27 protein-coding genes are annotated in these 22,686 nt (G+C 64.2%); 13 read left to right on the top strand and 14 right to left on the bottom strand.

What is annotated here, in order from left to right:
- The first annotated feature begins 255 nt into the window (after nt 1-255).
- Nucleotides 256-504, top strand: coding sequence for a hypothetical protein (locus NKH57_RS24160; protein WP_352947937.1), 249 nt, complete (start codon nt 256-258; stop codon nt 502-504).
- Between the two features lie 27 nt (nt 505-531).
- Here NKH57_RS24160 and NKH57_RS24155 read toward each other — a convergent pair whose 3' ends face one another.
- Together NKH57_RS24155 and NKH57_RS24150 are read right to left on the bottom strand one after the other, a co-directional pair.
- Complete coding sequence (locus tag NKH57_RS24155) at nt 532-1,731, bottom strand: aminotransferase-like domain-containing protein (protein ID WP_352948004.1); 1,200 nt, start codon at nt 1,729-1,731, stop codon at nt 532-534.
- A 231-nt stretch (nt 1,732-1,962) separates the two neighbouring features.
- Complete coding sequence (locus NKH57_RS24150) at nt 1,963-2,481, bottom strand: hypothetical protein (protein ID WP_245266799.1); 519 nt, start codon at nt 2,479-2,481, stop codon at nt 1,963-1,965.
- A gap of 81 nt (nt 2,482-2,562) precedes the next feature.
- Between NKH57_RS24150 and NKH57_RS24145 the strand changes: the two genes are divergently transcribed.
- Nucleotides 2,563-3,159 carry a DUF922 domain-containing Zn-dependent protease gene (locus NKH57_RS24145; RefSeq protein WP_023761058.1) on the top strand — a complete coding sequence of 199 codons (597 nt, stop codon included), beginning with the start codon at nt 2,563-2,565 and terminating at the stop codon, nt 3,157-3,159.
- A 76-nt stretch (nt 3,160-3,235) separates the two neighbouring features.
- Here the strand turns inward: NKH57_RS24145 and add are convergent, their stop codons facing one another.
- From add to NKH57_RS24125, 4 genes are all read right to left on the bottom strand, one after another.
- Nucleotides 3,236-4,228 carry an adenosine deaminase gene (add, locus tag NKH57_RS24140; protein WP_352947934.1) on the bottom strand — a complete coding sequence of 331 codons (993 nt, stop codon included), beginning with the start codon at nt 4,226-4,228 and terminating at the stop codon, nt 3,236-3,238.
- 117 nt (nt 4,229-4,345) lie between these two features.
- Complete coding sequence (locus tag NKH57_RS24135) at nt 4,346-5,404, bottom strand: Gfo/Idh/MocA family protein (RefSeq protein WP_352947931.1); 1,059 nt, start codon at nt 5,402-5,404, stop codon at nt 4,346-4,348.
- Nucleotides 5,405-5,450: 46 nt separating this feature from the next.
- Entirely contained in the window at nt 5,451-6,155 is a 705-nt protein-coding gene (locus tag NKH57_RS24130) for an SDR family oxidoreductase (protein ID WP_352947928.1), read from the bottom strand.
- Between the two features lie 130 nt (nt 6,156-6,285).
- Nucleotides 6,286-6,753, bottom strand: coding sequence for an Lrp/AsnC ligand binding domain-containing protein (locus tag NKH57_RS24125; RefSeq protein WP_352728900.1), 468 nt, complete (start codon nt 6,751-6,753; stop codon nt 6,286-6,288).
- A gap of 127 nt (nt 6,754-6,880) precedes the next feature.
- Between NKH57_RS24125 and NKH57_RS24120 the strand changes: the two genes are divergently transcribed.
- Nucleotides 6,881-7,876 (top strand): ornithine cyclodeaminase family protein, encoded by a 996-nt coding sequence (locus NKH57_RS24120; RefSeq protein WP_352947925.1) that lies wholly within the window; start codon nt 6,881-6,883, stop codon nt 7,874-7,876.
- A gap of 190 nt (nt 7,877-8,066) precedes the next feature.
- The gene (locus NKH57_RS24115; protein ID WP_023761065.1) at nt 8,067-8,261 is read left to right on the top strand and encodes a hypothetical protein; all 195 of its coding nucleotides are present in this window, start codon (nt 8,067-8,069) and stop codon (nt 8,259-8,261) included.
- A 54-nt stretch (nt 8,262-8,315) separates the two neighbouring features.
- Here the strand turns inward: NKH57_RS24115 and NKH57_RS24110 are convergent, their stop codons facing one another.
- Nucleotides 8,316-10,412, bottom strand: coding sequence for an EAL domain-containing protein (locus NKH57_RS24110; RefSeq protein WP_352948001.1), 2,097 nt, complete (start codon nt 10,410-10,412; stop codon nt 8,316-8,318).
- A gap of 225 nt (nt 10,413-10,637) precedes the next feature.
- Here NKH57_RS24110 and NKH57_RS24105 point away from each other — a divergent pair, with 225 nt between their 5' ends.
- Together NKH57_RS24105 and NKH57_RS24100 are read left to right on the top strand one after the other, a co-directional pair.
- Nucleotides 10,638-11,087 (top strand): ester cyclase, encoded by a 450-nt coding sequence (locus tag NKH57_RS24105; RefSeq protein WP_352947922.1) that lies wholly within the window; start codon nt 10,638-10,640, stop codon nt 11,085-11,087.
- A 289-nt stretch (nt 11,088-11,376) separates the two neighbouring features.
- Nucleotides 11,377-12,447 carry a phosphatase PAP2 family protein gene (locus tag NKH57_RS24100; RefSeq protein ID WP_352947919.1) on the top strand — a complete coding sequence of 357 codons (1,071 nt, stop codon included), beginning with the start codon at nt 11,377-11,379 and terminating at the stop codon, nt 12,445-12,447.
- A gap of 81 nt (nt 12,448-12,528) precedes the next feature.
- Here NKH57_RS24100 and NKH57_RS24095 read toward each other — a convergent pair whose 3' ends face one another.
- Nucleotides 12,529-13,065 carry a hypothetical protein gene (locus tag NKH57_RS24095; protein WP_352602043.1) on the bottom strand — a complete coding sequence of 179 codons (537 nt, stop codon included), beginning with the start codon at nt 13,063-13,065 and terminating at the stop codon, nt 12,529-12,531.
- A gap of 115 nt (nt 13,066-13,180) precedes the next feature.
- Complete coding sequence (locus NKH57_RS24090) at nt 13,181-13,507, bottom strand: DUF1330 domain-containing protein (protein ID WP_352832128.1); 327 nt, start codon at nt 13,505-13,507, stop codon at nt 13,181-13,183.
- Nucleotides 13,508-13,686: 179 nt separating this feature from the next.
- On the opposite strand from NKH57_RS24090, the gene NKH57_RS24085 reads away from it, so the two are divergent.
- Nucleotides 13,687-14,379: a winged helix-turn-helix transcriptional regulator gene (locus NKH57_RS24085; RefSeq protein WP_352947915.1), complete on the top strand. Its 693-nt coding sequence runs from the start codon at nt 13,687-13,689 to the stop codon at nt 14,377-14,379.
- On the opposite strand, the gene NKH57_RS24080 is transcribed toward NKH57_RS24085, so the two are convergent.
- Nucleotides 14,342-14,557 carry a helix-turn-helix domain-containing protein gene (locus NKH57_RS24080; protein ID WP_352947912.1) on the bottom strand — a complete coding sequence of 72 codons (216 nt, stop codon included), beginning with the start codon at nt 14,555-14,557 and terminating at the stop codon, nt 14,342-14,344. The two genes, NKH57_RS24085 and NKH57_RS24080, sit on opposite strands and share 38 nt — an antisense overlap.
- Before the next feature lie 122 nt (nt 14,558-14,679).
- Here NKH57_RS24080 and ada point away from each other — a divergent pair, with 122 nt between their 5' ends.
- From ada to NKH57_RS24060, 4 genes are all read left to right on the top strand, one after another.
- Nucleotides 14,680-15,810 carry a bifunctional DNA-binding transcriptional regulator/O6-methylguanine-DNA methyltransferase Ada gene (gene ada, locus NKH57_RS24075; RefSeq protein WP_352947998.1) on the top strand — a complete coding sequence of 377 codons (1,131 nt, stop codon included), beginning with the start codon at nt 14,680-14,682 and terminating at the stop codon, nt 15,808-15,810.
- Nucleotides 15,811-15,831: 21 nt separating this feature from the next.
- On the top strand, nt 15,832-16,044 hold the full coding sequence (locus NKH57_RS24070) for a hypothetical protein (RefSeq protein ID WP_352947909.1): 213 nt from the start codon (nt 15,832-15,834) through the stop codon (nt 16,042-16,044).
- Between the two features lie 287 nt (nt 16,045-16,331).
- Complete coding sequence (locus NKH57_RS24065) at nt 16,332-16,886, top strand: methylated-DNA--[protein]-cysteine S-methyltransferase (protein WP_352947906.1); 555 nt, start codon at nt 16,332-16,334, stop codon at nt 16,884-16,886.
- Nucleotides 16,883-17,626: a 2OG-Fe(II) oxygenase gene (locus tag NKH57_RS24060; protein WP_352602055.1), complete on the top strand. Its 744-nt coding sequence runs from the start codon at nt 16,883-16,885 to the stop codon at nt 17,624-17,626. Before NKH57_RS24065 ends, NKH57_RS24060 begins: the two co-directional genes overlap by 4 nt.
- 21 nt (nt 17,627-17,647) lie before the next feature.
- Here the strand turns inward: NKH57_RS24060 and NKH57_RS24055 are convergent, their stop codons facing one another.
- The 3 genes from NKH57_RS24055 to NKH57_RS24045 form a co-directional block, all read right to left on the bottom strand.
- Nucleotides 17,648-18,583, bottom strand: a complete 936-nt coding sequence (locus tag NKH57_RS24055; protein WP_352947903.1) for a sigma-70 family RNA polymerase sigma factor — start codon at nt 18,581-18,583, stop codon at nt 17,648-17,650.
- Between the two features lie 75 nt (nt 18,584-18,658).
- On the bottom strand, nt 18,659-19,597 hold the full coding sequence (locus tag NKH57_RS24050) for an alpha/beta hydrolase (protein WP_352947901.1): 939 nt from the start codon (nt 19,595-19,597) through the stop codon (nt 18,659-18,661).
- Nucleotides 19,598-19,699: 102 nt separating this feature from the next.
- Nucleotides 19,700-20,299 (bottom strand): dihydrofolate reductase family protein, encoded by a 600-nt coding sequence (locus tag NKH57_RS24045; protein WP_352947898.1) that lies wholly within the window; start codon nt 20,297-20,299, stop codon nt 19,700-19,702.
- Nucleotides 20,300-20,442: 143 nt separating this feature from the next.
- Between NKH57_RS24045 and NKH57_RS24040 the strand changes: the two genes are divergently transcribed.
- Both NKH57_RS24040 and dinB read left to right on the top strand, forming a co-directional pair.
- On the top strand, nt 20,443-20,859 hold the full coding sequence (locus NKH57_RS24040; protein ID WP_352947895.1) for a winged helix-turn-helix transcriptional regulator: 417 nt from the start codon (nt 20,443-20,445) through the stop codon (nt 20,857-20,859).
- A gap of 135 nt (nt 20,860-20,994) precedes the next feature.
- A complete protein-coding gene (dinB, locus tag NKH57_RS24035; RefSeq protein WP_352947892.1) occupies nt 20,995-22,242 on the top strand; it encodes a DNA polymerase IV in 1,248 nt (415 codons plus the stop codon).
- A gap of 18 nt (nt 22,243-22,260) precedes the next feature.
- Here the strand turns inward: dinB and NKH57_RS24030 are convergent.
- Nucleotides 22,261-22,686 (bottom strand): cupin domain-containing protein (locus NKH57_RS24030; RefSeq protein ID WP_352947889.1); only part of this gene is annotated, 426 nt, incomplete at its 5' end.

Below are 22,686 nucleotides of genomic sequence, written 5' to 3'. Positions count from 1 at the left end.
TTCAAACAAAGAGCCCGCCGGGAGGGGAATCCGACGGGCCTTTGGAAAGCCGATATAGAAGCTTTCAGGTGTCTGCGGGGGTCAGACAATGATGAGAACTCCATTTTGCAACAGAAGTTCCACCGGGACGAAAAAAGGTCGCCAGCGAGTTATCATCACGAGCCGGACGATGCGTCAGGCGGTTAAAATCGGTTCAGCCTGGAACCTTTTGTCCGGAGCCAGGTTTTGTGGCGCGGCTGGAGGAACTGGAATTGGATGGTTTTCAACGGCTCGAAGCGCGTCGACAGGGCTGGTGCCGACGATGTCGGAGAAGCAAACGCTTTGCTGCGTCGGTTCAAGGGCAGGACGGACGAGATCGATACCGCGATCGACGAATTCATACTGGATTTCATGACGCTGGTCTTCGTCGTCGAGACCGGCGAGGAAGGCTTTGAAAAACCGGTCCGCGAGCTGGCCGGCACCAGGCTTTCGAAGCTCAAGCACCTGGTCAATGTGCCGGCATAGGAGCCACGCGAGATCCGGCGCGGAAGCCTATTCCTTCAGGATGGCCGCCAGCCGCGGGACGCCCTCGGTCACCGCGCGCCGGTCGGCGAGCGTGAACGACAGCCGCAGCGTGTTGCGCCCGGTGCCGTCGGCATGAAAGGCACTGCCAGGCACGAAGGCGACGCGCGCCTCTTTCACCGCCCGCGCCAGCAGCGCGGTGGCGTCGGACCCTTCCGGCAGCGTCACCCAGACGAACATGCCGCCTTCCGGGCGGTTCCAGCTCACGCCGTCGGGCATGTGGGCTTCCAGTGCCGCGAGGAGGCCATCGCGGCGCTCGCGATAGGCGCCGATGAGTTTTTCGACCTGAGCGTCGAACGCCGTCTCGGCGACGCGGTGCATCACCACCTGGTTGATCGATGGGCTGTGCAGATCGGAGGCCTGCTTTATCAGCACCAGCTTCTCGACGATATGGCGCGGCGCGCACATCCAGCCGACGCGCATGCCCGGCGACAGGATCTTCGAGAACGAGCCGCAATAGAGCGTGCGCGCCTTGTCGATGCCGCCGGATCGGGCGCAGTCGAGCGCCAGGATCGGCGGCACGCCTTCGCCGTCATAGCGCAGTGCGCGATAGGCGGCATCCTCGATGACGGCGATGTCGAGTTCGCCGGCAAGGTCGAGCACCGCTTCGCGCTGCCTTCGGTCCAGCGAGTTGCCGGTCGGGTTGGCGAAATCCGGCACCAGGTAGGCGAACTTGACCTTGCCCCCATTCGGGGCAGCCGCCGCTCGATAGGCATCGGGCGTCATGTTGCCGCCGGCCGGGGTCAGCCGGTCGTAGCGCGGCTCATAGGCGTTGAACGCCTGCAGCGCGCCGAGATAGGTCGGCCAGGTCACCAGCGCGGTATCGCCCGGCGACAGGAACAGTTTGCCGAGATAGTCCAGCGCCTGCTGCGAGCCGGAGGTGATGAAGATGTTGGCCTCATCGCAGGCAACACCGAGCTTGCCCATCTGCCCGGCCAGCCAGCGCCGCAACGGCAGATAGCCTTCCGAGACCTGGTACTGCAGCGCCGTCCCCGCCTCCGCGCCGCCAAGCACATCGGCATAGGCATCGCGGATCGCTTCGGCCGGAAACAGCGCCGGATCGGGAATGCCGCCGGCAAACGAGATGATGTCGGGCTGGTCGAGCAGCTTCAGGAGTTCGCGGATTTCGGACGCTTTCATGCGCGACGAGCGCGAAGCCAACAGGTTCATAAGGGTCAAGTCACGCCTCCCGCGACAATTCTATTTAGGTCAACCTAGCTGACCTATATCTGCTTTATCGGGCGATTTGAATAGAGCCTGAAAGCCTTCCGCTATACGCCAGTCACCGCCGGGGCGACGGACTGGGTGAGGTGATGCTACAGCAAGCCCGGTGAGCCAACGAGAACCGCCTCATTCCTGCGCACCCCCCTCTGTCCCGCCGACATCGAACTGTGGAGCCCCTCAATCCCCGTCCGCGGGCTTGGCCTTGCCGCACTGCGCCAGCACCTTGGCAATGGCGGCGCTCGAGCCCTTCAGCGCAAAACTGCTCTCGCCATATTTGGCGGCACTGACCGACACATCGCCTTTCCCGCGCATCAGGTCCAGCAACGGGTCGGCCCGAGCCAGGTCCGCCACAAAGTAGTTGTACATGGCCTCCAGCTGCAGCGTTTTCGTCACCGCCTTGCCGTCGGTCTTGAACTCGAATGAACCGCTGATGCCTGGCTCCAACTGCTGACCGGTGTCGCCCAGATCATAGCTCAGCACCGGCGTTTCGAAACAGGTTAGCATCAGATGCGCATCGCCTTTCGGCCCGCCACAGACCGAGGCGGTCAGCACGCTGCCGCCCTCGTCCTCCTCCATCCTGGCAGCCCAGCCACTGCACGACGCGGCAAACCCCGGCTGCGCGGCCTGCAAGACCGCAATCGCAACGGCAATGATGAGATATCTCATGACTTTCCCCTCCGGCATTTGCAGCCGCACCTGTCGGCATCCTATAGGAAAAGCTCGTCCGGTGGCATTGCCTGTCGCGGCGACCGGTTTTGCTTCTCGCGGAGAGCGGTGTTGAGAGTTTTTGTCCGTCTGGGTCTGTCGATCACCGCGCTTGTAGCCTTGCCGCTCGCCGCCCATGCCGATTGGAAGCCGGTCGAGAAAGTCGAGACATACGCCATATCAGGCCAGTCCGGGCCGGAGCTCTATCGCTCGATCGGCGAAAACGGCCCCAAGCTCGGCATCACCCGCGCCATCGCCCACACCAATTTCAAGCTGACCTGGACCCGGGATTATCAAGCACGGGCCGGCGCCTGCGTGCTGGCCACAGCGCGGCCGAAACTCATCATCACCTACACCTTGCCAAGCCCCTCGGCGCCGCTGCCGTCGGCGATCCAGAAGAACTGGGAGGTGTTCATCGCCGGCGTCAGCGCGCACGAGAAGGTGCATGGCGCCGAGATCGTCGACATGGTGCGCAAGATCGAGGTGGCGACCGTGGGACTCAGTATTGCCGACGATCCCAAATGCAGCAAGATCCGCACCGAAATGACCAAGCGCCTGTCCGACCTGTCACAGGCGCAGCGGCAGGCGAGCCGCGATTTCGACCGCGTCGAACTCGGCCAGGGCGGCAATTTGCAAAAGCTTATCCTCGCGCTGCTGAATGGCGGCTGACGACATCGTCGCCTTGCTCGGCATCCTGACTGACGCCGACCAGCAGGAGTGCCTGCGGATTGAATCCCTGGCCTAGCTAGCTCCGCCAAGCCGCCAGATCGGCCAGGATCTGCGCCTTCAGCGAAGCGTCGGCGTAGCTCGCGTGCACCGACGTTTTGGCGAGCTGGCGGATGGTTTCATCGTCCCAGGCGAAGGCCTCGGCGCAGGCGGCATAGGATGCTTCGAGGGTGGTATCGAGCAGTGTCGGATCATCGGTGTTGATCGACACAAGGACGCCGGCCTTGCGCAGAGCGTCGAGCGGATGTTCGGCAAGTGAGGGATACACGCCGAGCGCCAAGTTGGAGATCGGACAGACGCCTAAGGGAATCTGCCTCCGTGCCAGCAAGTCGACAAGCCCGGGGTCCTCGATCGCCCGCACGCCGTGGTCGATGCGGTCGGCGCCCAGCAGTTCGATCGCGTCGCGAACACCTTCCGGGCCGCTCGACTCGCCCGCATGAACGGTGCGCCGCAGGCCCGCCGCGCCAGCACGGCGAAACGCTTCGGCGAAGCGCGGCCCGGTGCGCCCGGCAGCCGCCTCGTTCCCGTCGATCGACAAGGCAACGACGCGCTTGTGCCTGATTTCGCTCAACAATTCGACGAGTTCGATCGCTTCCGCCGCCGACTGGGTACGAAGCAGGCTTACGCACAGTCCGACCGGCGGGTGCCCGTCCTGTCCTGCGGCCGAGAAACCCGCGTCGAATGCATCGATCATGCCGGGGATATTCCTATGCCAATGCGGCCAGTGCGTAGGGTTGACGATGACGTCTGCATAACGCACGCCGCTTCGACCCATGCGCTGTGCAAACTTGTAGGCCGTGGTGGCGAGTTGCTCGCGCGTCCGGAACGTCCCGCACAACCAGTCGAGCATTTCGAGGAAGCTCCTGAGATCATGGGCTTCGAAGAGCCTGTCGCGCGGCGCGCGCAGCGGAATGCCGGCTTCCTCGCAATTCCTGATTACATCATCGGCCTCGAAGCAGCCCTCGACGTGGATGTGCACTTCGGCTTTCGGCAGCCCGATATAGTCGGTCAATGACGCCTCCCCTATTTCAAGCGTCATCAGATCATGAAACGGCCGGTCCCCATTTCAAGAAATGATTGAAAGAATTGCGCGCGGCGCGCCGGATTGACGGCGCTTCTCGGAGCAGGCCTACCGCGTCTCGGCGCTCGCCCTCAGCTCCGCACGCTTCTCGTCCGAGACGACAGCCAGATCCAGCACCTTCTGCAATTCGGCCGCATGGTGGAATGATGGTTCAGCCTGCACGCCGGTTCGCACCGCGTCAGTGAAACGCTGGTAATTGGTCGGCACCGTGCCGGCGTCGAGCTCTACCCATTTGGCGTTCTCGACATTGTCGCCGACGCAGGCCTTGAGCGCCGAGCCGTCGAGATTGTGCACCACCTCGATGCCGCCTCTTTCGCCATAGATGCGCAGGCGGAGCTCGTTGAGATGGCCGGTCGCCCAGCGGCTGGCATGCACCACGCCGAAGGCACCATTGGAAAAATCCAGCGTCATGGCGAAGCTGTCATTGGCGTCGAGCCCGTAGTCGCCGATGCGGTTGCCAGGTGCCTTGTCGAAGCTACGCAGCCGGCAGAAGACATGGTCGATGTCGAGCGCGGCGCCATAGCTGGCGAAATCCAGGATGTGGATGCCGACATCGCCGAGCACGCCATTCGAGCCGTGGCCGCGCGACAGGCGCCAGAGCCATTTTGGATCGGTGCGCCAGTCGCCCCAGAATTTCGACACCAGCCAGCTTTGCAGATAGGACGCCTCGACATGCCTGACCGTGCCGATTTCGCCCGCCTGCACCATCTGGCGGGCCTTCTGCAGCGCAGCGACATTGCGATAGGTGAGGTTCACCATGTTGACGATGCCGGCGGCCTTGGCGGCCTCGGCCATCTCGGTGGCCCTGCCGAAGTTTTCAGCCAGCGGCTTTTCGCACAGCACCGGCTTTCCGGCGGCGATCAGTGCCATGGTGGTCGGATGATGGATGCGGTCCGGCGTGACGTTGGCCACCGCGTCGAACTCACCCCATGCCAGCGCCTCCTCCAGCGAGATGAAGCGGTTTGGAATGCTGAAACTATCGGCGAATTCGCCGACGCGCGCCGGATCGACATCGACGGCGCCGACGATGTCGACGCCCTCGATCGCGCTGAAGCGGCGCGCATGTTCCTGCGCCATCCAGCCGGTGCCGAGTATCAAAAGCCGCATTTATTGCTCCTTGGAGATATCGGAATCCCCCGTCCGATCGACGCCCTCAAATAGCGCGGATGATACCGCCGTCGACCCGGATGTTCTGGCCGGTGATGTAGCCGGCGCCTTCGGACGCCAGGAAGGCGATGGTCGCGGCGATCTCTTCGGAAGTTCCATAGCGCTGCATCGGCACGCTGTCACGGCGCTCCTCGGTGGCCGGCAGGCTGTCGATCCAGCCGGGCAGCACGTTGTTCATGCGCACATTGTCTGATGCATAAGTGTTGGAGAAGATCTTGGTGTAGGCGGCAAGGCCGGCGCGGAACACGGCGGAAGTCGGGAACATCGGGCTCGGCTCGACCACCCAGGCCGTCGAGATGTTGATGATGGCGCCGCCCTTCTGCCTGACCATCTGCGGCGCCACGATGCGCACCGGCCGGATGACGTTCAGCAGATAGACATCCATGCCGGTGTGCCACTGCTCGTCCGTGATCTCGAGGATCGGCGCACGCGGTCCGTGGCCGCCGCTGTTGACCAGCACGTCGATGCGGCCATGGCGCTCCAGCGTCAGGTCGACCAGGCGCTGCAGGTCGTCGTTCGACTGGTTGGAGCCGGTGACGCCGAGCCCGCCAAGCTCCTTGGCCAACGCCTCGCCCTTACCCGAGGACGACAGGATGGCGACCTTGAAGCCATCCGCCGCCAGCCGCTTGGCCGCCGCTGCACCCATGCCGCTGCCGCCGGCCACGACAACAGCTACTTTTTCTACACTCATCGGATTTTCCTCTCAAGATTGGCGGGCGCGAAGCTTTGGCAGTTCGCGGTGTATAGCCGGTTTCATCAGGCAGTTCGAACCAGAAAGGCTGAACCAGGATGCAGAAAAACGCGAGTTCCTCGCTGCGACTTCAGGGATCGACAGGCAGCAAGGCGTCGGGCTTCACATTGGCAATCGAGGCATAGGTGTGCGTTTCCCGGACACCGGGCAGCGGCAGGATCACCCGCTGCAGGAAATCCTGGAACACCGCCATGTCGGCGATGCGCGCCTTGACCAGATAATCGAAACCGCCGACGACCATATGGCACTCGATGATCTCGGGCGCCCGCAGAACAGCCTCCGCGAAGCGGTCGAAGACATGCGGCGCCGTGTGGTCGAGCCGCACCTCGATGAAGACGAGCTGTGCCCGTCCGATCCGGGCCGGGTCGAGAACGGCCCGCACTGCGCGGATGAACCCTTCGGCGAACAGCCGCTTGACGCGCTGCGCCGCCCCGGTCGGCGACAGGCCGACCCGCCGGGCCAGATCGAGCGTCGTGCGGCGGCCGTCCTCCTGCAACAAACGCAGCAGCGAGCGGTCGATACGGTCGAGGTCTTCCATTTCGGGATTCACGCTTTTGAGCCAGAAGAAGCGTGATAGTCACGCCAAAATTGCAAAAACAGCATATTTCATCACGCTCCCGGATCGCAATACCGTTGTCGTGCAACAGACAACGAAAGCGGATCCCATGACATCAGCGGTATCAACCTCCCGCAGCGCCCAGACTAAAGGCGACACGCCCGTGCTCATCCTGAGCGAGGCCGAGGTGAAAACCTGCATCGACCTGCGCCAGCTTCTCGACGCGCTCGCCGGCGGCTTCAAGGCGCTGTCTGGCGGCAAGGTCGTCAGTCCGGCGCGGCCGCAGCTCGATATTCCGCAGGCCGGCTATTCGCTGGCCATGCCGGCCTGGACGGCGGGCATGCATCTGACGGTGAAGATCGTCAACGTCTTCGAGGGCAACATCGCCAAAGGCATCCCCAGCCACCTCGCCACCATCCATCTGTTCGACCCTGAGACGGGCATGCCGGTCTGCGTCATGGACGGCACTTATATCACTGCCGTGCGCACCTCCGGATCGGCCGTGCTCTCGGTGCGCGAACTCGCCCGCCGTGACGCCAGGGTCGCAACGGTGGTCGGCGCCGGTGTACAGGCCGGCCAGCACTTGCATCTTCTGCCACTGGCGCGCGACTTCACCGAGATCCGCGTCGTCTCGAAGGAGTTTTCGGATGCGCAGGCGCTCGCCGCCCAGCATCCCGGCGTCGTCGCCATCAACGATGTCGAGGCTGCGGTGCACTCGTCCGATGTCGTCTGCCTGGCAACGCATTCCTACGAACCGGTGATCTCAGCCGACTGGGTACGGCCCGGCACGCATGTCTCGTCGGTAGGCGTTGCCTCGCCCGGGGGCGAACTGCCGGTCGAGCTTATCGGCAGGGCCAGCCTGTTCGTCGAGACCAGGGAGGCCTTTGCCCCGACGCCGGTCGGCTCTTGCGAACTCGCTGGCCTCGATCCGCAAACCGGAACCGAGCTCGGTGAAATGCTGCTCGGGCTGCGGCCGGGGCGGGTCAGCGCCGACCAGGTCACCGTCTACAAGGCCATGGGCGTCGCCATGGAGGACATGGTTGCGGCCGACCTCGCCTATCGCGAGGCGGTTCGGCGGGGAATGGGGCGGGTTGTTGAGCTGTAGAGGTGACCACCGAAGCCTGTTGCGCCTCTCATGGCCGCCCTGCACACGAGGAAGGGATCGACAGTTCCATCGGCCGCGCCTCCTCGCCAGATTTCGCCGGCATTTGAATAAAAGCCGCCTGTGGATATTTACCCTCCGTTCCGCCAGGCCCGGCAAGATGGAAATTAGGGCGGGATCATGGAGGGAACCATTGACCAGCGATTTTTCAGCCGCCCGCATCCACCTCGAACGTGCCTATCACTATCTGCAAGGCAATGACGAGACGAGCCGCGCTGCCTGTGACGCCCTGGATCTGTTGATCGAAGCGGTGGCGGAAGCACAGCACAGGCGACCCGAGGCTGGCGTGCTGGAGTTTCCGCGATCGACGGCGCGGCACACCGGCTGAGATGTGTCGCGTTTCAGGTGAGGCCGGGCTCACCTGAAATGCGACACGCCAGGATCAGGATGCCTTTCGGGCCATCGATGGCTCGGTCGCGCGCGAAACAATCGCCTCCAGCGGCTCCGGCCGGTGCAGCAGGAACCCTTGGCCGAACGCAACGCCCATATCGCTGAGCATGGTCAGCGTATCCTGCTTTTCAATCTTCTCGGCGACCACGTCGCAGCCGATGCTGCGGGCGATGCTGGTGATGGCCAGCACGATTTCGCGGTCGAAGCGGCTTTGCGTGATGTGCTCGATGAAGGAGCCGTCGATCTTGATCGTGTCGACGGGGAAACGCCTGAGATATTCGAACGAACTCATGCCGGCGCCGAAATCGTCCAGGCTGACCCGGCAGTGCCGCTCGCGCGCCTTGCGCACGAATTGTTCGGCGGCGTCGAAATTGGTGACGGCGGCGGTTTCCGTGATCTCGAAGCCGATGCCCGAATGCGGCGCCCCGGTCTCTTCGATGACGTTGTCGACGAACGCCCACAGCTGCGGATCGCTCAACGTCTGCGCCGACAGGTTGAAGCCGAGCGTCAGCGCCCCCGAGCGCAAGGCGGCACCATGCCGCGACAGCGCGGTGCGGATGATCCAGCGGTCAAGCCGCGAGGCGATGCCGAAGCGCTCGGCCACCGGAATGAACTCGCCGGGCGGCACCAGCCGGCCGCTGCGTGCGACGAGCCTTGCCAACACTTCGACATGGCGGCTTTCCTGCCAGGGCCGGCCCAGCCGATGGATTTCCTGGCCGAACAGTTTCAGTCGTCCGTCTTCCATGGCATCGACGGTGTCGGCGGCGATGCGCGCGGCATTCAGCCCGCCCGAGCCCGCTTCCACTGTCGCCGAAAACACCGCGAAACGGTTGCGTCCGGCGGCTTTGGCCGCGTAGCAGGCGTCGTCGGCGCATGCGAGCGCGTCGGCGACCGTGGTGTTGGCATTATCGATAAAGGCGATTCCGATCGAGGCCGCCAGCTTGCGCGTCGAGGCGGCCAGGCCGAGATCGGCCTCGCGTACGGCGCCGAGCACGCCAGTGGCGATCCGCTCGGCCTGTGCGGCATCGCAATGCGGCACCAGCAGCGCGAATTCGTCGCCGCCCAGCCGCGCCGCGTGTGCTGCCGGCGGCAGGCAGCCCCGAATGCCGGCGGCAACGCTCTTCAGCGCCAGGTCGCCGGCGGCGTGGCCGGCAAAGTCGTTGAGCGCCTTGAAGTAATCGAGATCGACATAGAACACCGCCAGCGGCGCACCCGCCGCGATATGGTCGGCGAGCTGCCGGTCGAAGGCGGAGCGATTCCACAGACCGGTCAGCGCGTCGTGGCGGGCGGCATAGGCGAGTTCCTGCTCGCGCAGCTTGTCCTCGGTGATGTCGCGCACCGTGCCGAGGATTTGGCCGGCAGCACCCGCACCGGTGATGAAGCGCACCAGCGATTCAACATGCCGGACTTCGCCGTCACGCCGGATGATGCGGTATTGCGAGGCGGTGACACCGTCCGAGCCGCGCGACGGCAGGTGAGCCCGTTCGGTGGCCTCCTTGTCGTCGGGATGCAGATAGCTGTGCCAGAGGTCGGCCGTCACCTCGTCGGTGTCGGCAACGAGGCCGAATATGTCCCTGGTGCGGGCGTCCCAATAGCTCCTGTTGGTGGCGATGTCGTAATGCCAGATGCCGGTGCCGCTGGCGGCGAGCGCCAGGCGGAAGCGCACATTGACCTGTTCGAGCTCGGCTTCGGCCGCCTTCTGCTTGGTGATGTCGGTCTGCACGCCCATCAGCCTGAGTGGTTTTCCGGACGCGTCGCGCTCGACGATGCCGCCGCGATCGAGCACCCACACCCAGTGGCCCTGCTTGTGCTTCAGCCGCAGCTCGGTCTCGATGGCGTTGGTCTGTCCCGCAATGTGGCGGTCGCCGCTGGCCAGCGCCCGCTCACGATCGTCGGGGTGGGTCAGTTTCAGCCACAGGTCGCTGGTGCTGGCAAGCTCGCTCTCGTCATAGCCAAGCATCCGCGCCCAGGTCGCGGAATAGAAGCAGTCGCCGGTGCGAAGATCCCAGTCCCAGACGCCAAGTTGGGCGCGCTCCAGGGCCCTGGCCCAGAACGTTCCGTTGCGACTCTTCTTGTCCCGACCAACCATCATCTGTTTCGCTCATCCCCGCCACGGGCCAATCTGCAGCAAAACCAGAGAAGAAAGCGTTACCTTGGCTGAGACAAGGCGGTTGCGCCTCCTCACCTGCCATCTCTTGCCCTTTCGATTGGCCGGCAAGAACCGGAGTTTCGCGTCGGGCGGATCGTCCTAGTGATCGCCCCAGGTCGTCGGCCAATCCGACGATCGCGTTGCAGAGACAAAGAGGACCTCCCAATGACCAGCCAAGAAGACAACAAGGCCGTCGTCGTCAGATGGTTCACCGATTTCTGGGGTGAAACCTGTGACCTGTCCGTCGTCGACGACATCGCCGAGCCCGACATGCTGTTGAAATATTCGCTGCACGAGCCGCGCCGCGGCCGCGACGACATCAAGGCCTTCATGACCGACTTCCGCGCCGCCTTCCCGGACCTCAACTTTTGGGCCACGGCCGACCTGATTGCCGAGGGCGACTATGTCGTCGGCCAGTGGGAAGGCGGCGGCACGCACACCGGCCCGGCCTTCAGCGATTTCCTCGTCGGTTCGCTGCCCGCCGCCACCGGCCGCACCATGCGCTTTACCGGCATCACCGTGCTGAAGGTGATCGACGGCAGGATCGTCGAGGAGATCGGGCTCGATGACGGCGTCGCCGCCCTCACCCAGCTCGGTCTTATCAAGGCCGCCTGATCGAACCGCCCGATTGGAAAGTGGCCATCGCCGCCCAAGCGATGGTCCTCTCTCGATCGTGATCGAAGCTTGACGAGAAGCAGCCTGCAACCATTGAAAGCAGCGCGGCAGCGACGATGCGGGCGTTGCCGGCGCAACATCTTTGTCAATGAATCGTTGCCAACAAATTGTGAATTATAATCATCTAATGTAGAACTGTCTACTTGAATGCGCGTGTAACCAGATGGTAATACTTGATCTGCGAAATACTCCATAACAGTCTTTCGGGCAGCTGGCGGGATGTCCTTCGATGAATGCGCACACCGGGCAGCACGGCGATAATCGCCGCTTGGCTGCCATCGTTGACCTGGACATCGCGACAACCAGGAGGAGAGGCTGGCTGCTGACCGCGCTGTGTCTCATCTATGCCGTGACCGCTTTTTGTCTGCAGCCGGATCGCTACCTGCATCTGGCGCTATCCTATGCCGAGCCGTTCGCCTTTTTCCTGCCAGCACTCCTGGCTGCCGGCCTTGGCGTGGCGGCGCTGGCATTTGCCCGACATGCTCCGACAAGGTTCATCCTCGACACGCTCGGACAGCGCTGGCCGACAGCCGCATTTGTGATCCTTTTGTTCTTTCTCGGCATCACCGCCTTCACCACCTTGAAGGTCGCCATTCCCGACATCGTGCCGTTCTACGCCGACCGCATCCTGGCGGAGCTGGACTTTCAGTTGCATGGCACCGATCCCTGGGCATGGGCGCACAGCGTCGTTTCCGAACCGGTCTCGGTCGTCATTTTCGCTGGCTATGGGTATGGCTGGCTCGTGCAATGGTTCGGTACCGTACTCTTCGTCGCCTTCTGGAACGAACCGGCCAGGCGGTTGCGCTATCTATGGGCGTTCGCGCTGACAACGATCCTGTGCGGCACCGTTCTGGCGACCCTGCTGTCGTCAACCGGCCCGATATTCCACGACCAGTTCTACGGCGGTGACCGGTTTGCCGGGTTGCAAATGGCCCTGGCGCAGAATGGTTACGGCGCATCGGTCCATGTCTATGCCAACTATCTGCTTGCGGACTACCAAAGTGGCCGCCCGGAACTTGGCGGCGGCATCTCCGCCATGCCAAGCATGCACGTCGCCATCGCCACCCTGAACGCGTTTTTCCTGGCAGGCTTCGGTCGTCGGCGGGCCATCGCAGGCTGGGCTTTTGCTGCGTTCATCCTGTTCGGCTCGGTTTACACCGGCTGGCACTATGCCGTGGATGGCTATGTCTCAATCCTTGTGGTGTCCCTGCTCTGGTACGCGACGGGACGCTTCGTCCTGCCGCAAGCGAGCCGGGATGCCATCGAGGTGGGACTGGCGCTTCCGGATCAAGCGTCATAGCGATCTATCTATCCGACGCCACCAGGAGCGAATCCAGGCAGCATAGGCGCCGCCTGGCTTCGCTGCTCGCTGGCCCGGCGCTTACTGGCTGGGAGCCATCGCGTGCTCGCATGACACTTTCGGGTTCATGTCGGCGAAAGTGCCGGTCGGGTTGCCCTTCCAGGCCCAGACATGCAGTTCATAGAATTCACCCAGGCCGTAGCGGTTGGGCGCGCTGTTGAAGTTGAACAACTGGCCGTCCAACGATGCCGGCCCCTTCGAGGTGATGTACTCGACCGCCACCAGTTGCAGCGTGCCGTCGGCCATCGGCTCGTACATCACGGCTTCGGGACGGGCGATGTCGATCTTGTCGTCCTTCAGATACTGGCCGTTGACATAGTGGATGCCCATGGCGCCGCCGGTGATGCCGCTGGCGCAGGGAATGGGCGCATAGCCCTCCGATGTAGCGGCCTTGACGTCGAGAAACCGGCTGTTGGCGGCCCGCACCTTGTCTGCCAGCGGACTGGGGACGAACGCAGGCGCGGCCGCTTCCTGATGCGCCTGTGCGATGCTGGTGCAGACGGCCAGCATGGCCCCTGCCATGAGAAGTCTGTCGCGAAAGTTCGATATCATCTTCATTCCATTCTTCTTGAAAAAGCCCAGCTGGCCGGCCGCCGAAAATACGGAGGCCCGGCAGGCAAGCGCTGTGGCTGTTGTTGCTTGGAGATCCCGAAAACGATGCCAGGGATGCCGGTCATCCCTTCGGCAGATACGGGATCGTTCCGGCCAGATCGGTGTTGTCGATCATCTGGAAACGGCTTTCGCTACCGCCCTGACGGGCCGAAACGAAGGGCGCATAGGCCGGATCGTTTGTGAAGGCGCGGGCCGCCGCTTCCGACGGGAACGCCATCAGGGCGATCAGCGTGGTGTCGAGCGGCTTGCCTTCAAGCGTCTTCACATTACCGCTGCGCGACAGATATCTGCCGCCATGCTTGTGGACGAGGTCGTGCACCGAGGCGGCATAGGAAGGCATCCATTGCGGGTCCTTCACCTTGATGTCTGCGATAACGTAAGCGGTCATTTGTAGTCTCCTGGTTGCGGCGCACAGGGGTATCCCGTGCAACCGGCCAAAGGGCTCGCACAGTCGAGCGCTCGCCAACCAGTCCGCGATCTGTACCGGGGCAGTACAGTTTCCGTACTGGTCGCTTCATTCATGAAGGCCTAATGTTCGGCCCAAGGTTCGAGGGAGAGACACCAATCATGACCCAGCACGGATACAAGCAGTTCTGCCCGCTATCGATGGCCGCCGAGGTGCTGTGCACCCGCTGGACGATGGTGCTGATGCGCGAACTGGTGGCGGGCTCGACCCGCTTCAACGACCTGCGCCGCGGCGTCCCCAAAATGTCGCCAACCCTTCTGTCGCAACGGCTGAAGGAGCTTGAGATCGCCGGGATCGTCGAGCGCAAGGAGGTCAAGGGCGAGAAGGGGATTTTCGACTATCGGTTGACCGAGGCCGGCCGGGACTTGCGCCCGGTCGTCGAGGCAATGGGCTTCTGGGGGCAGAAATGGGTCGAGTCCCGGCTGTCGCTCAAGAACCTCGATCCGTCGTTGCTGATGTGGGACATGCGGCGCAATTTGAACCCCTCGCCGCTGCCCGAGGGGCGCACGGTGATACAATTTCTGTATCAGGATCTACCGGCGTCCAAACGCTCGTGGTGGCTGATCGTCGAGAAGCACGGCGAGGTCGATCTGTGCTGGTACGATCCGGGCTTCGATGTCGACCTCTACGTCTCGACCGACCTGCACACGATGACTGCGATCTGGATGGGATTGCTGACCGTCGAGAAGGCCGGCGCGAAGGTCGCCCTGACCGGCGACCAGGCCATCGGCAGGAAGATGCAGACCTGGCTCGGCCTCAGCCCGTTCGCGGTGGAGCCCAAACGCGCGGCTTAGGAGAGCGGTCTTCGATCGGATAATGGTCATCCTCATAAGCCTCGATCAGAGTTGCGAGAACGTCGAAGCGGTAACCATCGGGAGTGCCGACCTCCGGCTCATTCTCGAAATATTTGGTGATTTCGGCGATCGCCCAATCGTAATCGGCTTCGGTCTTAATGGGTCGAATGTTTTCCATCACACCTTCTCCGGATCAATCTTGTCATACTCTTTATGCGTCCCGACGAACAGGCTTGCCCCCTCCTGACAGTTGGCAGGAAACGGGTGGCGGGGCCGGCTTTTGGCGGCTTCAATGCGGCCATGTTCATCACCTTGGCCAAAAATCTGAAATCCGCGCCGCTGCCGGTCGCCGACGATCCGCGCTGGGCGCGCATTGTCGCCCGCGACAAGTCTGCCGACGGCGAGTTCTGGTATTCGGTGGCGACGACAGGCGTCTATTGCCGTCCCTCCTGCCCCTCGCGGCGCGCCAACCCCAGGAATGTGCAGTTGCACGGCACGCTGGAACAGGCCAGGGCCACGGGCTTTCGCCCGTGCCGACGCTGCAATCCGGACGGCCCATCGCTCGAGGCCGGCAACGCCGCGATGGTCGCCGTCGCCTGCCGCAGGATCGAGCAGAGCGAGGAAGAACCGTCACTCGCTGAATTGGCTGATGCCGCCGGCCGCAGCGCCGGCTATTTCCACCGCATCTTCAAGGCCGTCACCGGGCTGACGCCGAAGAACTATGCCGCCGCGCACTGCGCCGCCAGGGTCCGCCGGGGCCTGGAAGACGGCGTCAGCGTAACGGCGGCGATCTACGATGCCGGCTTCAATTCGAGCGGGCGTTTCTACGAGAAATCGACCGGCATGCTCGGCATGACGCCGACGCGCTATCGCGCCGGCGGTGCCCATGAGGAGATCCGCTTCGCCGTCGGCGAATCCTCGCTCGGCACCATCCTGGTCGCCTCGAGCCAGAAGGGCGTCGCCTCAATCCTGCTCGGCGACGATCCCGACGCGCTGGTGCGCGACCTGCAGGACCGTTTCCCCAGGGCGCGCCTGATCGGCGGCGACCGTGACTATGAGGCGCTGGTAGCCCGCGTCGTCGGTTTCGTGGAAGCACCATCGCTCGGCCTCGACCTACCGCTCGACGTGCGCGGCACCGCCTTCCAGCAGCGCGTCTGGCAGGCTTTGCAGGACATTCCGGTCGGCCAGACTGTCTCCTACGCCGAGATTGCAGAGAGCATCGGCACGCCAAAGGCCACCCGCGCCATCGCCGTCGCCTGCGCCGCCAACAAACTTGCCATCGCCATCCCCTGCCATCGTGTTATCCGCAAGGATGGCGCCCTGTCCGGCTACGCCTGGGGCGCAGAGCGCAAGCGCGCGCTCCTCGACCGTGAAGCGGCCGTCGGATCGAGCGTGGTGAAGACACCCACATATCGGTCTTCGCGGGCCTGACGAGGACCCGCGATGCACGCGATGGCAAGCTCTCCCGATGCGAACAGCCAGACCCAAGCTGCCGCCAGCCGCGGCATCCAAGAAGCGAAGTCACGGGTGATGGCCGCCATCGGCACGCTTGTCGATGACGGCAGAGCCGAGTGGAGCCGCACCGCGACCGGCGAGATCGAGCTGCGGCTGTGGACCGGAGAGGTGTTCGTGCTTGGCGAGATATTCGTCACGCGCGTCGAATGAGCACCATCAGCGCTCTACGGCGCCCCCCTCTGTCCTGCCGGACATCTCCCCCTCAAGTGACCCTCAAGTGGGGAGATTGGCTGTCATCGCGGCCTTCGCCAATCTCCAATGTTGCAAGAATGAGCGAGGCGCTGAAGCTGCCAATCTCCCCACTTGAGGGGGAGATGTCCGGCAGGACAGAGGGGGGCGCCGTAGAGCACCTACCTTGGAGATTCGAATTTGAAAGCAAGCACCGGAGTGAGTGCGAGAAGCCGTCTCTGTAGGGTTCAGGCAAAGGAGTAAAGGCAATGAACCTCATGCAAACTCAAATCGCCGCACCGGCAACCATCCATGCCACCCTCGACACCATCGTCTACGCCATCGGGCAATCCGCGATCGGCAACATCCTGGCGGCGCGCAGCGATATCGTTATCTGCGCCATCCTGATCGGCTCGGATTCCGACGCACTGGGGCAGGACCTTGGCCATCGCTTCCCCGGCAAGATGCTGGTCGAAGACGAGCCCGCCCTGCGCGACGATCTCGCGGCAATCGCGCGCTTCGTCGAAACGCCGGCCGCCGGCCTCGACATGCCGCTCGACATGCGCCACGGCACGCCATTCCAGCAACGGGTCTGGGCCGCGTTGCGCGCTATCCCGTGCGGCGCCACCATCACCTACACAGCGCTGGCCCGGCGGCTCGGCCAGCCCGGCGGCGCCCGTGCCGTGGCAACGGCCTGTGCGGCCAACGCCATCGCGCTCGGCATTCCCTGCCACCGCGTCGTCCGCACCGACGGCACGCTGTCTGGCTACCGCTGGGGCGTCGAACGCAAACGCGCTCTGCTCAATAAGGAGGCTGCGATATGAACGCTCACGCCAAGGTTGCCCCGTCCGTGGTCGAAGCCGCCGAGACTCGCATCGCCGGTTACGACTGGCCGGCGCTTGCGGCCGAACTCGACGGCTTCGGCTGTGCGGTGATCGAGAAATTGCTCTCGCCGCAGGAGTGCCGGCAGATCGCCGGTCTCTATTCGGATGAGCAGCATTTCCGCAGCCACATCCATATGGCCAGGCACGGCTTCGGCAAGGGCGAGTACCGCTACTTCCGCTATCCCCTGCCCGACCTGTTGGGCGGTCTTCGCAGCGCGCTCTATCCCAGGCTGGCCGAGATCGCCAACCGCTGGAACGAGCGCATGGGGCAGGCCATGCGCTACCCCGCGACCCATGCCGCGTTTCTCGAACAATGCCATGCCGCAGGCCAGACGCGGCCGACGCCGCTTCTGCTGCAATATGTGCCTGGCGACTTCAACTGCCTGCACCAGGACCTCTACGGCGACCTCGCCTTCCCGCTGCAGGTGGCTATCCTGCTGTCCGAACCGGGCCAGGATTTCACCGGCGGCGAGTTCGCGCTGACCGAGCAGCGGCCGCGCATGCAGAGCCGGGTCGAGGTTGTGCCGCTGCGCCAGGGCGACGCCGTTGTCTTCGCCGTCCACAACCGGCCGGTGCAGGGAACCAAGGGCAACTACCGCGTCAATCTGCGCCACGGCGTCAGCCGGCTGCGCTCTGGCATGCGCCACACGGTCGGCATCATTTTTCACGATGCCAAGTGAGCGTCATGGACGAGGGGCGCTTCATTCCGCGTCCTCGGAGACCATATCCAGGATCCACGGACATGCATAATAGTCGGCGATGCGGTCGATCAGACCGTCGGCGGCGTGGATCCGCACCAGATACGCCGGCCGCCAGACCTCGCCATGCAGCCTGTCGACGACCAGCACGATCTTCCCTTCGATCACGCCCGGCCGCATGCGCCAAGGCAGCTCGCTGCGCTCATATTCGATGAAGTAGGGCGAGCCTGACAGCAGGCCGTTGTAGCAATCCGAGACCCGCAGCCGCGCATCGGCACTGGTCAGCGCTCGCACCCCGTCCCAGTCTCGCCTGTTGAACAATTCGACATAGCGGCCGAGCAGCCGCGCCAGTTCGGGATCGTGTGCGGGTGCTGCGCCCGGTTGCGCCGGCAAGGCGGCGAGCTTGGCACGGCCACGATTGAGCGCCGCCTTGACGCCACCGGACGTCGAGTCGACCAGGTCGGCGATTTCCTCAAGCGAATGGTCGAAGACATCCTTGAGCAGCACGCAGGCGCGCTCCTTCGGCGGCAGGTGCATGACCAGCCGCTCGATGGCACGGCCGGCGCCGGGACCGGCGGGCTCGACAGGCAGCACGATGTCGTCGCCGGCATAGCCAGCCTCGGCTCGCTGCCGCGCGCGGCGGCTTCTGATGAAGTCAATGCAGCGGTTGTGGGCGATGCGGAACAGCCAGGGCCGCAGCGCCTGCGCATCGTCGAGCCGTTCGATCTTGCGATATGCCTCGAACAGCGCCTCTTGCATGATGTCCTCGCCATCGAGGGCGGAACCGGTCATGCGCGCGCAGTAGCGGTGCAACCTGACGCGCAGATGCGAGACGGTCGCCAGGAACGCCGCGTAGCGCAGGTCGTACAGCCCTTCGGGGTCGAGACTCGGTTGCATCCCTTGCGACGTCTGACGGGATTTGCGGATCTGCTGGTTCATCGCGGCATCACCACACCTTTGCGCAAGCGCCACGCTTCCACAAGTGAGAGTTCGACACGATCAGCTGGCGCATGGTCAGGCCGCCCTGTCGCCAGCAGCCTTGCTGGCATCGGGCAAGCCCAGTCTCGGCCGCACCCAGGCGGCCAGGCGACCGATCGCGTCATCTGCTTCCGGCGCCCGGCCGGCCATCATCTGGAAGGAGTGCAGCATGCCGTCAAAGACATCGAGCCGCGTCTCGACCCCGGCCAGCCTGGCGCGCTCGGCGAACATGCGGCTTTCGTCGACCAGCGTCTCGTCCGCACCGGCCTGCAGGAACACAGGCGGAAAACCGGTGAGGTCGGCATAGAGAGCGCTGACCTCCGGATCGAGCCGGTCGCGGTCACCGATGAAGTTGGTCACCAGCCAGTCGACGGCGGCCTTGGCGAAGGCCGGGTCCTTGTCGCGGTTGGTCTCGTAGCTGGCGGCGGTCAGCGCCATGTCGAACCAGCCGGAGATGATCAGCGCGGCGACGGGCAGCGGCCGCCCTTGCGCACGCAGCCGCTGCAGGACGCCATAGGTCAGGATCGCGCCGCAGGAATCGCCGGCAAGCACGATGTGGCCGGCATCGAAGCCCCGATCGGCGAGCCAGTTCCAGACCTTCATCGCCGCATCGAGCTGGGCCGGATACTTGGCCCGGTGCGCCAGCGGATAGTCGTAGAGCAGCGCCCGGCAGCCGACGGCCTTGGCCAGATGCCCGACCAGCTTGCGGTGCGTATAGATCGAGCCGCCGATGAAGCCGCCGCCATGCGCATAGAGCAGCACACGCCCCTCGTCGGCGCCCTTCGGCACCGTCCACATCGCCGGCACGCCGCCGGCATCGACCTCGACATAATCGACGCCGCCGGGTTCGCCGGTCAGTGCTGTCCAATGCGTGTCGTTGTGGTCGATGATCGCTTGCGGGCTGGTCAGCTTGCCCGCATTGGCGGCGATCGTCGCGTAGTGGTTCCTGTTCGCCTCGCTCTGTATGCTCGCCATGCTGGTCTCCCGGGTTACGGATCGCGGGCTGCGCGACCTTCAAGGACAGAGACGAACGGGCGGACAAAAAGGATACGTCAGGTCCCGGATCTTCTCTCTCCCTCACCCCACCGATGCGTAACGGTTGACCACCATGCCGCAAGCATAGTCCTTCGAGCCGAGCAGCCGCAGGTTTTGGAAACCGCCCTGGTCGAAGATCCGGCGTCCGGCCCCTAGCACCGCTGGATTGATGAACAGCTGGAACTCGTCGACTAGCCTGGCCGCGATCAGCGCGGACGCAAAGCCGGCGCCGCCGAAGACGGCCATATCGCCACCCTCGCTCGCCTTAAGCGCATTGATTTCGCGCGGCAGGTCGCCGCTGGCCACCCTCGTGCGCTCCCAAGCCGGCTCCCGGGCCGATTGCTTGAGCTTGTCGCTCAGCACCACCTTCCGGGCGTCGACAACGCGCTGCGCGAAAGCATAGAATGGATCGCGCGGAAATTTCTTCGCCGCATTACCCCAATGGGTAAGATACCCCTCCTGCGCCATCTTGCGGCTGAGCAGGATGGTATCGATGCCGGCGAACACGGCGTTGAAGTCCTGCTTCAGTTCCTCGTCCCAGGCGCTCTCGTCGCCCCATTCCCAGAGCTGCCAGGCATGATCCTCATTGGCGCCGACAAAGCCATCGACCGACATCTGCATTTGAAGGATCAGCTTTTTCATCGTTACTCACCTTCGGTTTGTGCCGGCTTGAAGCGTGCGCCCAGTGAGCCGTCGCGACCAGCGTTATATGCTTTACATTTGGAACCATTGACACAGGACGAAAACGGTATCAATAGTAAATTGCTTTAAAAGTGGAACCATAGATGTCGACGCGGGAAAGATCCGGCTGCCCGATCAACCTGTCGCTCGAATTGCTCGGCGACCGCTGGACTCTGCTCATCATCCGCGACCTGGTCTTCGCCGGGAAAAGGCACTTTCGTGAATTCCTGCAGTCCGACGAGGGCATCTCGTCGCGCACGCTGGCCGAGCGGCTGCAGACCCTTCAGGACGAAGGCATCCTCACCCGCAGCGAGGACCCGACGCATGGGCTGAAGACAGTCTATCGGCTGACCGAGGCCGGCATCGACCTGCTGCCCGTGCTGGCCACGCTTGGCGCCTGGGGAAGCAAGCACCGCAAGGCCGACGACAAGCTCGCACGGGTCGCCGACGAGCTGGCGGCGGGCGGCGAGCCCGCTCTGGAGGCCATGAAGGCGGCGCTGCTGGCGGAGCATATCGTCTAGGCGGTCGCAGTTCCGGACTTGAGAAAAGCAGCACTGCTGCGGATGAGCTCCAAGAAACCACCTCTTGCTTGACAACAATCCCCCTTTGTTCTCTATTTGTTCGTGTCTATCAGCAACTGCGGATGTGCCTTCGGGATGGAAACCACAGCCACCATCCTCCATGCCGATCTCGACGCCTTCTATGCCTCGGTCGAGCAGTTGCTCGACCCGTCGCTACGCGGCAAGCCGATCGCGGTGGGCGGCGGCGTGGTGCTCGCCGCCTCCTACGAGGCGCGCGCCTTCGGCGTGCGCGGCGGCATGCCGGGGCGCAAGGCGCGCGAGCTCTGCCCGCAGTTGATCTTCGTCGGCGGCAATTTCAGCCACTACCAGCGGCTGGGCGACGCGGCGATCAAGGTGCTCGACGATTTCACGCCTTTGGTCGAGCGCATCTCCATCGACGAGGCCTTTGCCGATGTCGCCGGCTGCACGCATTTGTTCGGGCAGCCTGAAGAGATCGCCACGACCATCCGCCGCCGGGTACGCGCCGAACTTGGCCTGCCGATCTCGATCGGCGTCGCCCGCACCAAGCACCTGGCCAAGATCGCCTCGCAGGTCGCCAAGCCCGACGGGCTGGTGGTCGTCGAGCCCGGCACCGAGATCGCCTTCCTGCACGATCTGCCGGTCGGGCTGATGTGGGGCGTCGGGCCGGCGACCAGGGCGCGGCTGGCCGAAATCGGCGTCGAGACCATCGGAGAGCTGGCCAGGACGCACAGCGGCGCGCTGACGCGGCTGCTCGGTCCCGCCGCCGGCGAAAAGCTCGCCGCCCTGTCATGGAACCGCGACCCGCGAAAACTGGAGACGAAGCGCCGCGCGCATTCGGCCGGCGCGCAATCGGCGCTCGGCCAAAAACCTGCCGTGGCGCGGGTCATCGTGCCCACTCTGCTGCATCTGGCCGACCGTGTCGCCAGCCGGTTGCGCGCCAAGGCGAGGCCCGGCCGCACGGTGACCGTGCGCGTTCGCTTTGCCGATCTCAGTGCCGTCACGCGCTCGATCACGCTGGACCAGCCGATCTCGGCGACAACGATGCTGGCCGAGATCGCCGGCGACCTAGTGCGCGGCGTGCTCGCCGACCACCCGCATGACAAAACGATCTCGCTGCTGGCGATCTCGGTCTCGCATCTCGAGGAAAGCATCGAGCTGCAACTCGAACTGCCCCTCGGCCTCGCCGATGAGAAACGCCGGCCCGGTACCAGGAAAGGCCTGGCACGCTTCGACGCCGACCGCGCCATCGACAAGATCCGCGAACGCTTCGGCAAACAGGCGGTCGGCTACGGCACGGTAGCGCTTGAGGCGACGCGTTCGGTACCCGACGAATTCAGGGAACTGGCGGAGAAGCAATTGTGAGCCAGAGACAGCGGGGCGCTATTGCGTCTCTTCGCCGTCCCAGTAACGCCTCACCGCCGCCATGTCGAAAATACCGTCGCGCCGGCGCAGGGCGTCGACAGCCATCTTGTTGGAATCGGGATAGACGCAGACTTCATTGGGATTTCTTTCGCCGATCATCAAATAGCGGCATGGTCCGCTACCGCTGTTGAGGAAGGAATGTCCGACTGCCAGGCCGGCGGGAAAGCAGACATAGTCGCCGGCTTTCATCTCGTGGCGCTCCTCGCCAAGCAGCAGCGTCACCTGCCCTTCCAGGATCAGCGCGTGCTCCTCTTCGAGCATGTGGTAGTGCCGGGGGGCCCCGCGCCGTCCGGGCGGCGGCGGCGGGCGACGCAGGGCGCCCCACTGTTCAGCCCGCCCCCACCGCGGGCAGGGGGGGGGGGTGTGCGGCGCACCCCCCCCCCC

Origin of the sequence: Mesorhizobium sp. M1050, from assembly GCF_040318715.1 — a bacterium.
In the GTDB taxonomy this organism is placed as follows: Bacteria; Pseudomonadota; Alphaproteobacteria; order Rhizobiales; family Rhizobiaceae; genus Mesorhizobium.
This window is presented reverse-complemented; position numbering and strand designations above follow the sequence as displayed.

Coding starts and splice junctions, on each gene's coding strand:
- NKH57_RS24065 (WP_352947906.1), top strand. CDS start 16,332: ATGAACCTCATGCAAACTCAAATCGCCGCACCGGCAACCATCCATGCC.
- NKH57_RS24090 (WP_352832128.1), bottom strand. CDS start 13,507: ATGACCGCTTACGTTATCGCAGACATCAAGGTGAAGGACCCGCAATGG.
- NKH57_RS24110 (WP_352948001.1), bottom strand. CDS start 10,412: ATGGTTGGTCGGGACAAGAAGAGTCGCAACGGAACGTTCTGGGCCAGG.
- NKH57_RS24100 (WP_352947919.1), top strand. CDS start 11,377: ATGAATGCGCACACCGGGCAGCACGGCGATAATCGCCGCTTGGCTGCC.
- NKH57_RS24055 (WP_352947903.1), bottom strand. CDS start 18,583: ATGAACCAGCAGATCCGCAAATCCCGTCAGACGTCGCAAGGGATGCAA.
- NKH57_RS24060 (WP_352602055.1), top strand. CDS start 16,883: ATGAACGCTCACGCCAAGGTTGCCCCGTCCGTGGTCGAAGCCGCCGAG.
- NKH57_RS24095 (WP_352602043.1), bottom strand. CDS start 13,065: ATGAAGATGATATCGAACTTTCGCGACAGACTTCTCATGGCAGGGGCC.
- NKH57_RS24120 (WP_352947925.1), top strand. CDS start 6,881: ATGACATCAGCGGTATCAACCTCCCGCAGCGCCCAGACTAAAGGCGAC.
- dinB (WP_352947892.1), top strand. CDS start 20,995: ATGGAAACCACAGCCACCATCCTCCATGCCGATCTCGACGCCTTCTAT.
- NKH57_RS24130 (WP_352947928.1), bottom strand. CDS start 6,155: ATGAGTGTAGAAAAAGTAGCTGTTGTCGTGGCCGGCGGCAGCGGCATG.
- NKH57_RS24070 (WP_352947909.1), top strand. CDS start 15,832: ATGGCAAGCTCTCCCGATGCGAACAGCCAGACCCAAGCTGCCGCCAGC.
- NKH57_RS24085 (WP_352947915.1), top strand. CDS start 13,687: ATGACCCAGCACGGATACAAGCAGTTCTGCCCGCTATCGATGGCCGCC.
- NKH57_RS24105 (WP_352947922.1), top strand. CDS start 10,638: ATGACCAGCCAAGAAGACAACAAGGCCGTCGTCGTCAGATGGTTCACC.
- NKH57_RS24050 (WP_352947901.1), bottom strand. CDS start 19,597: ATGGCGAGCATACAGAGCGAGGCGAACAGGAACCACTACGCGACGATC.
- NKH57_RS24040 (WP_352947895.1), top strand. CDS start 20,443: ATGTCGACGCGGGAAAGATCCGGCTGCCCGATCAACCTGTCGCTCGAA.
- NKH57_RS24135 (WP_352947931.1), bottom strand. CDS start 5,404: ATGCGGCTTTTGATACTCGGCACCGGCTGGATGGCGCAGGAACATGCG.
- NKH57_RS24160 (WP_352947937.1), top strand. CDS start 256: ATGGTTTTCAACGGCTCGAAGCGCGTCGACAGGGCTGGTGCCGACGAT.
- ada (WP_352947998.1), top strand. CDS start 14,680: ATGTTCATCACCTTGGCCAAAAATCTGAAATCCGCGCCGCTGCCGGTC.
- NKH57_RS24045 (WP_352947898.1), bottom strand. CDS start 20,299: ATGAAAAAGCTGATCCTTCAAATGCAGATGTCGGTCGATGGCTTTGTC.
- NKH57_RS24125 (WP_352728900.1), bottom strand. CDS start 6,753: ATGGAAGACCTCGACCGTATCGACCGCTCGCTGCTGCGTTTGTTGCAG.
- NKH57_RS24080 (WP_352947912.1), bottom strand. CDS start 14,557: ATGGAAAACATTCGACCCATTAAGACCGAAGCCGATTACGATTGGGCG.
- NKH57_RS24155 (WP_352948004.1), bottom strand. CDS start 1,731: ATGAACCTGTTGGCTTCGCGCTCGTCGCGCATGAAAGCGTCCGAAATC.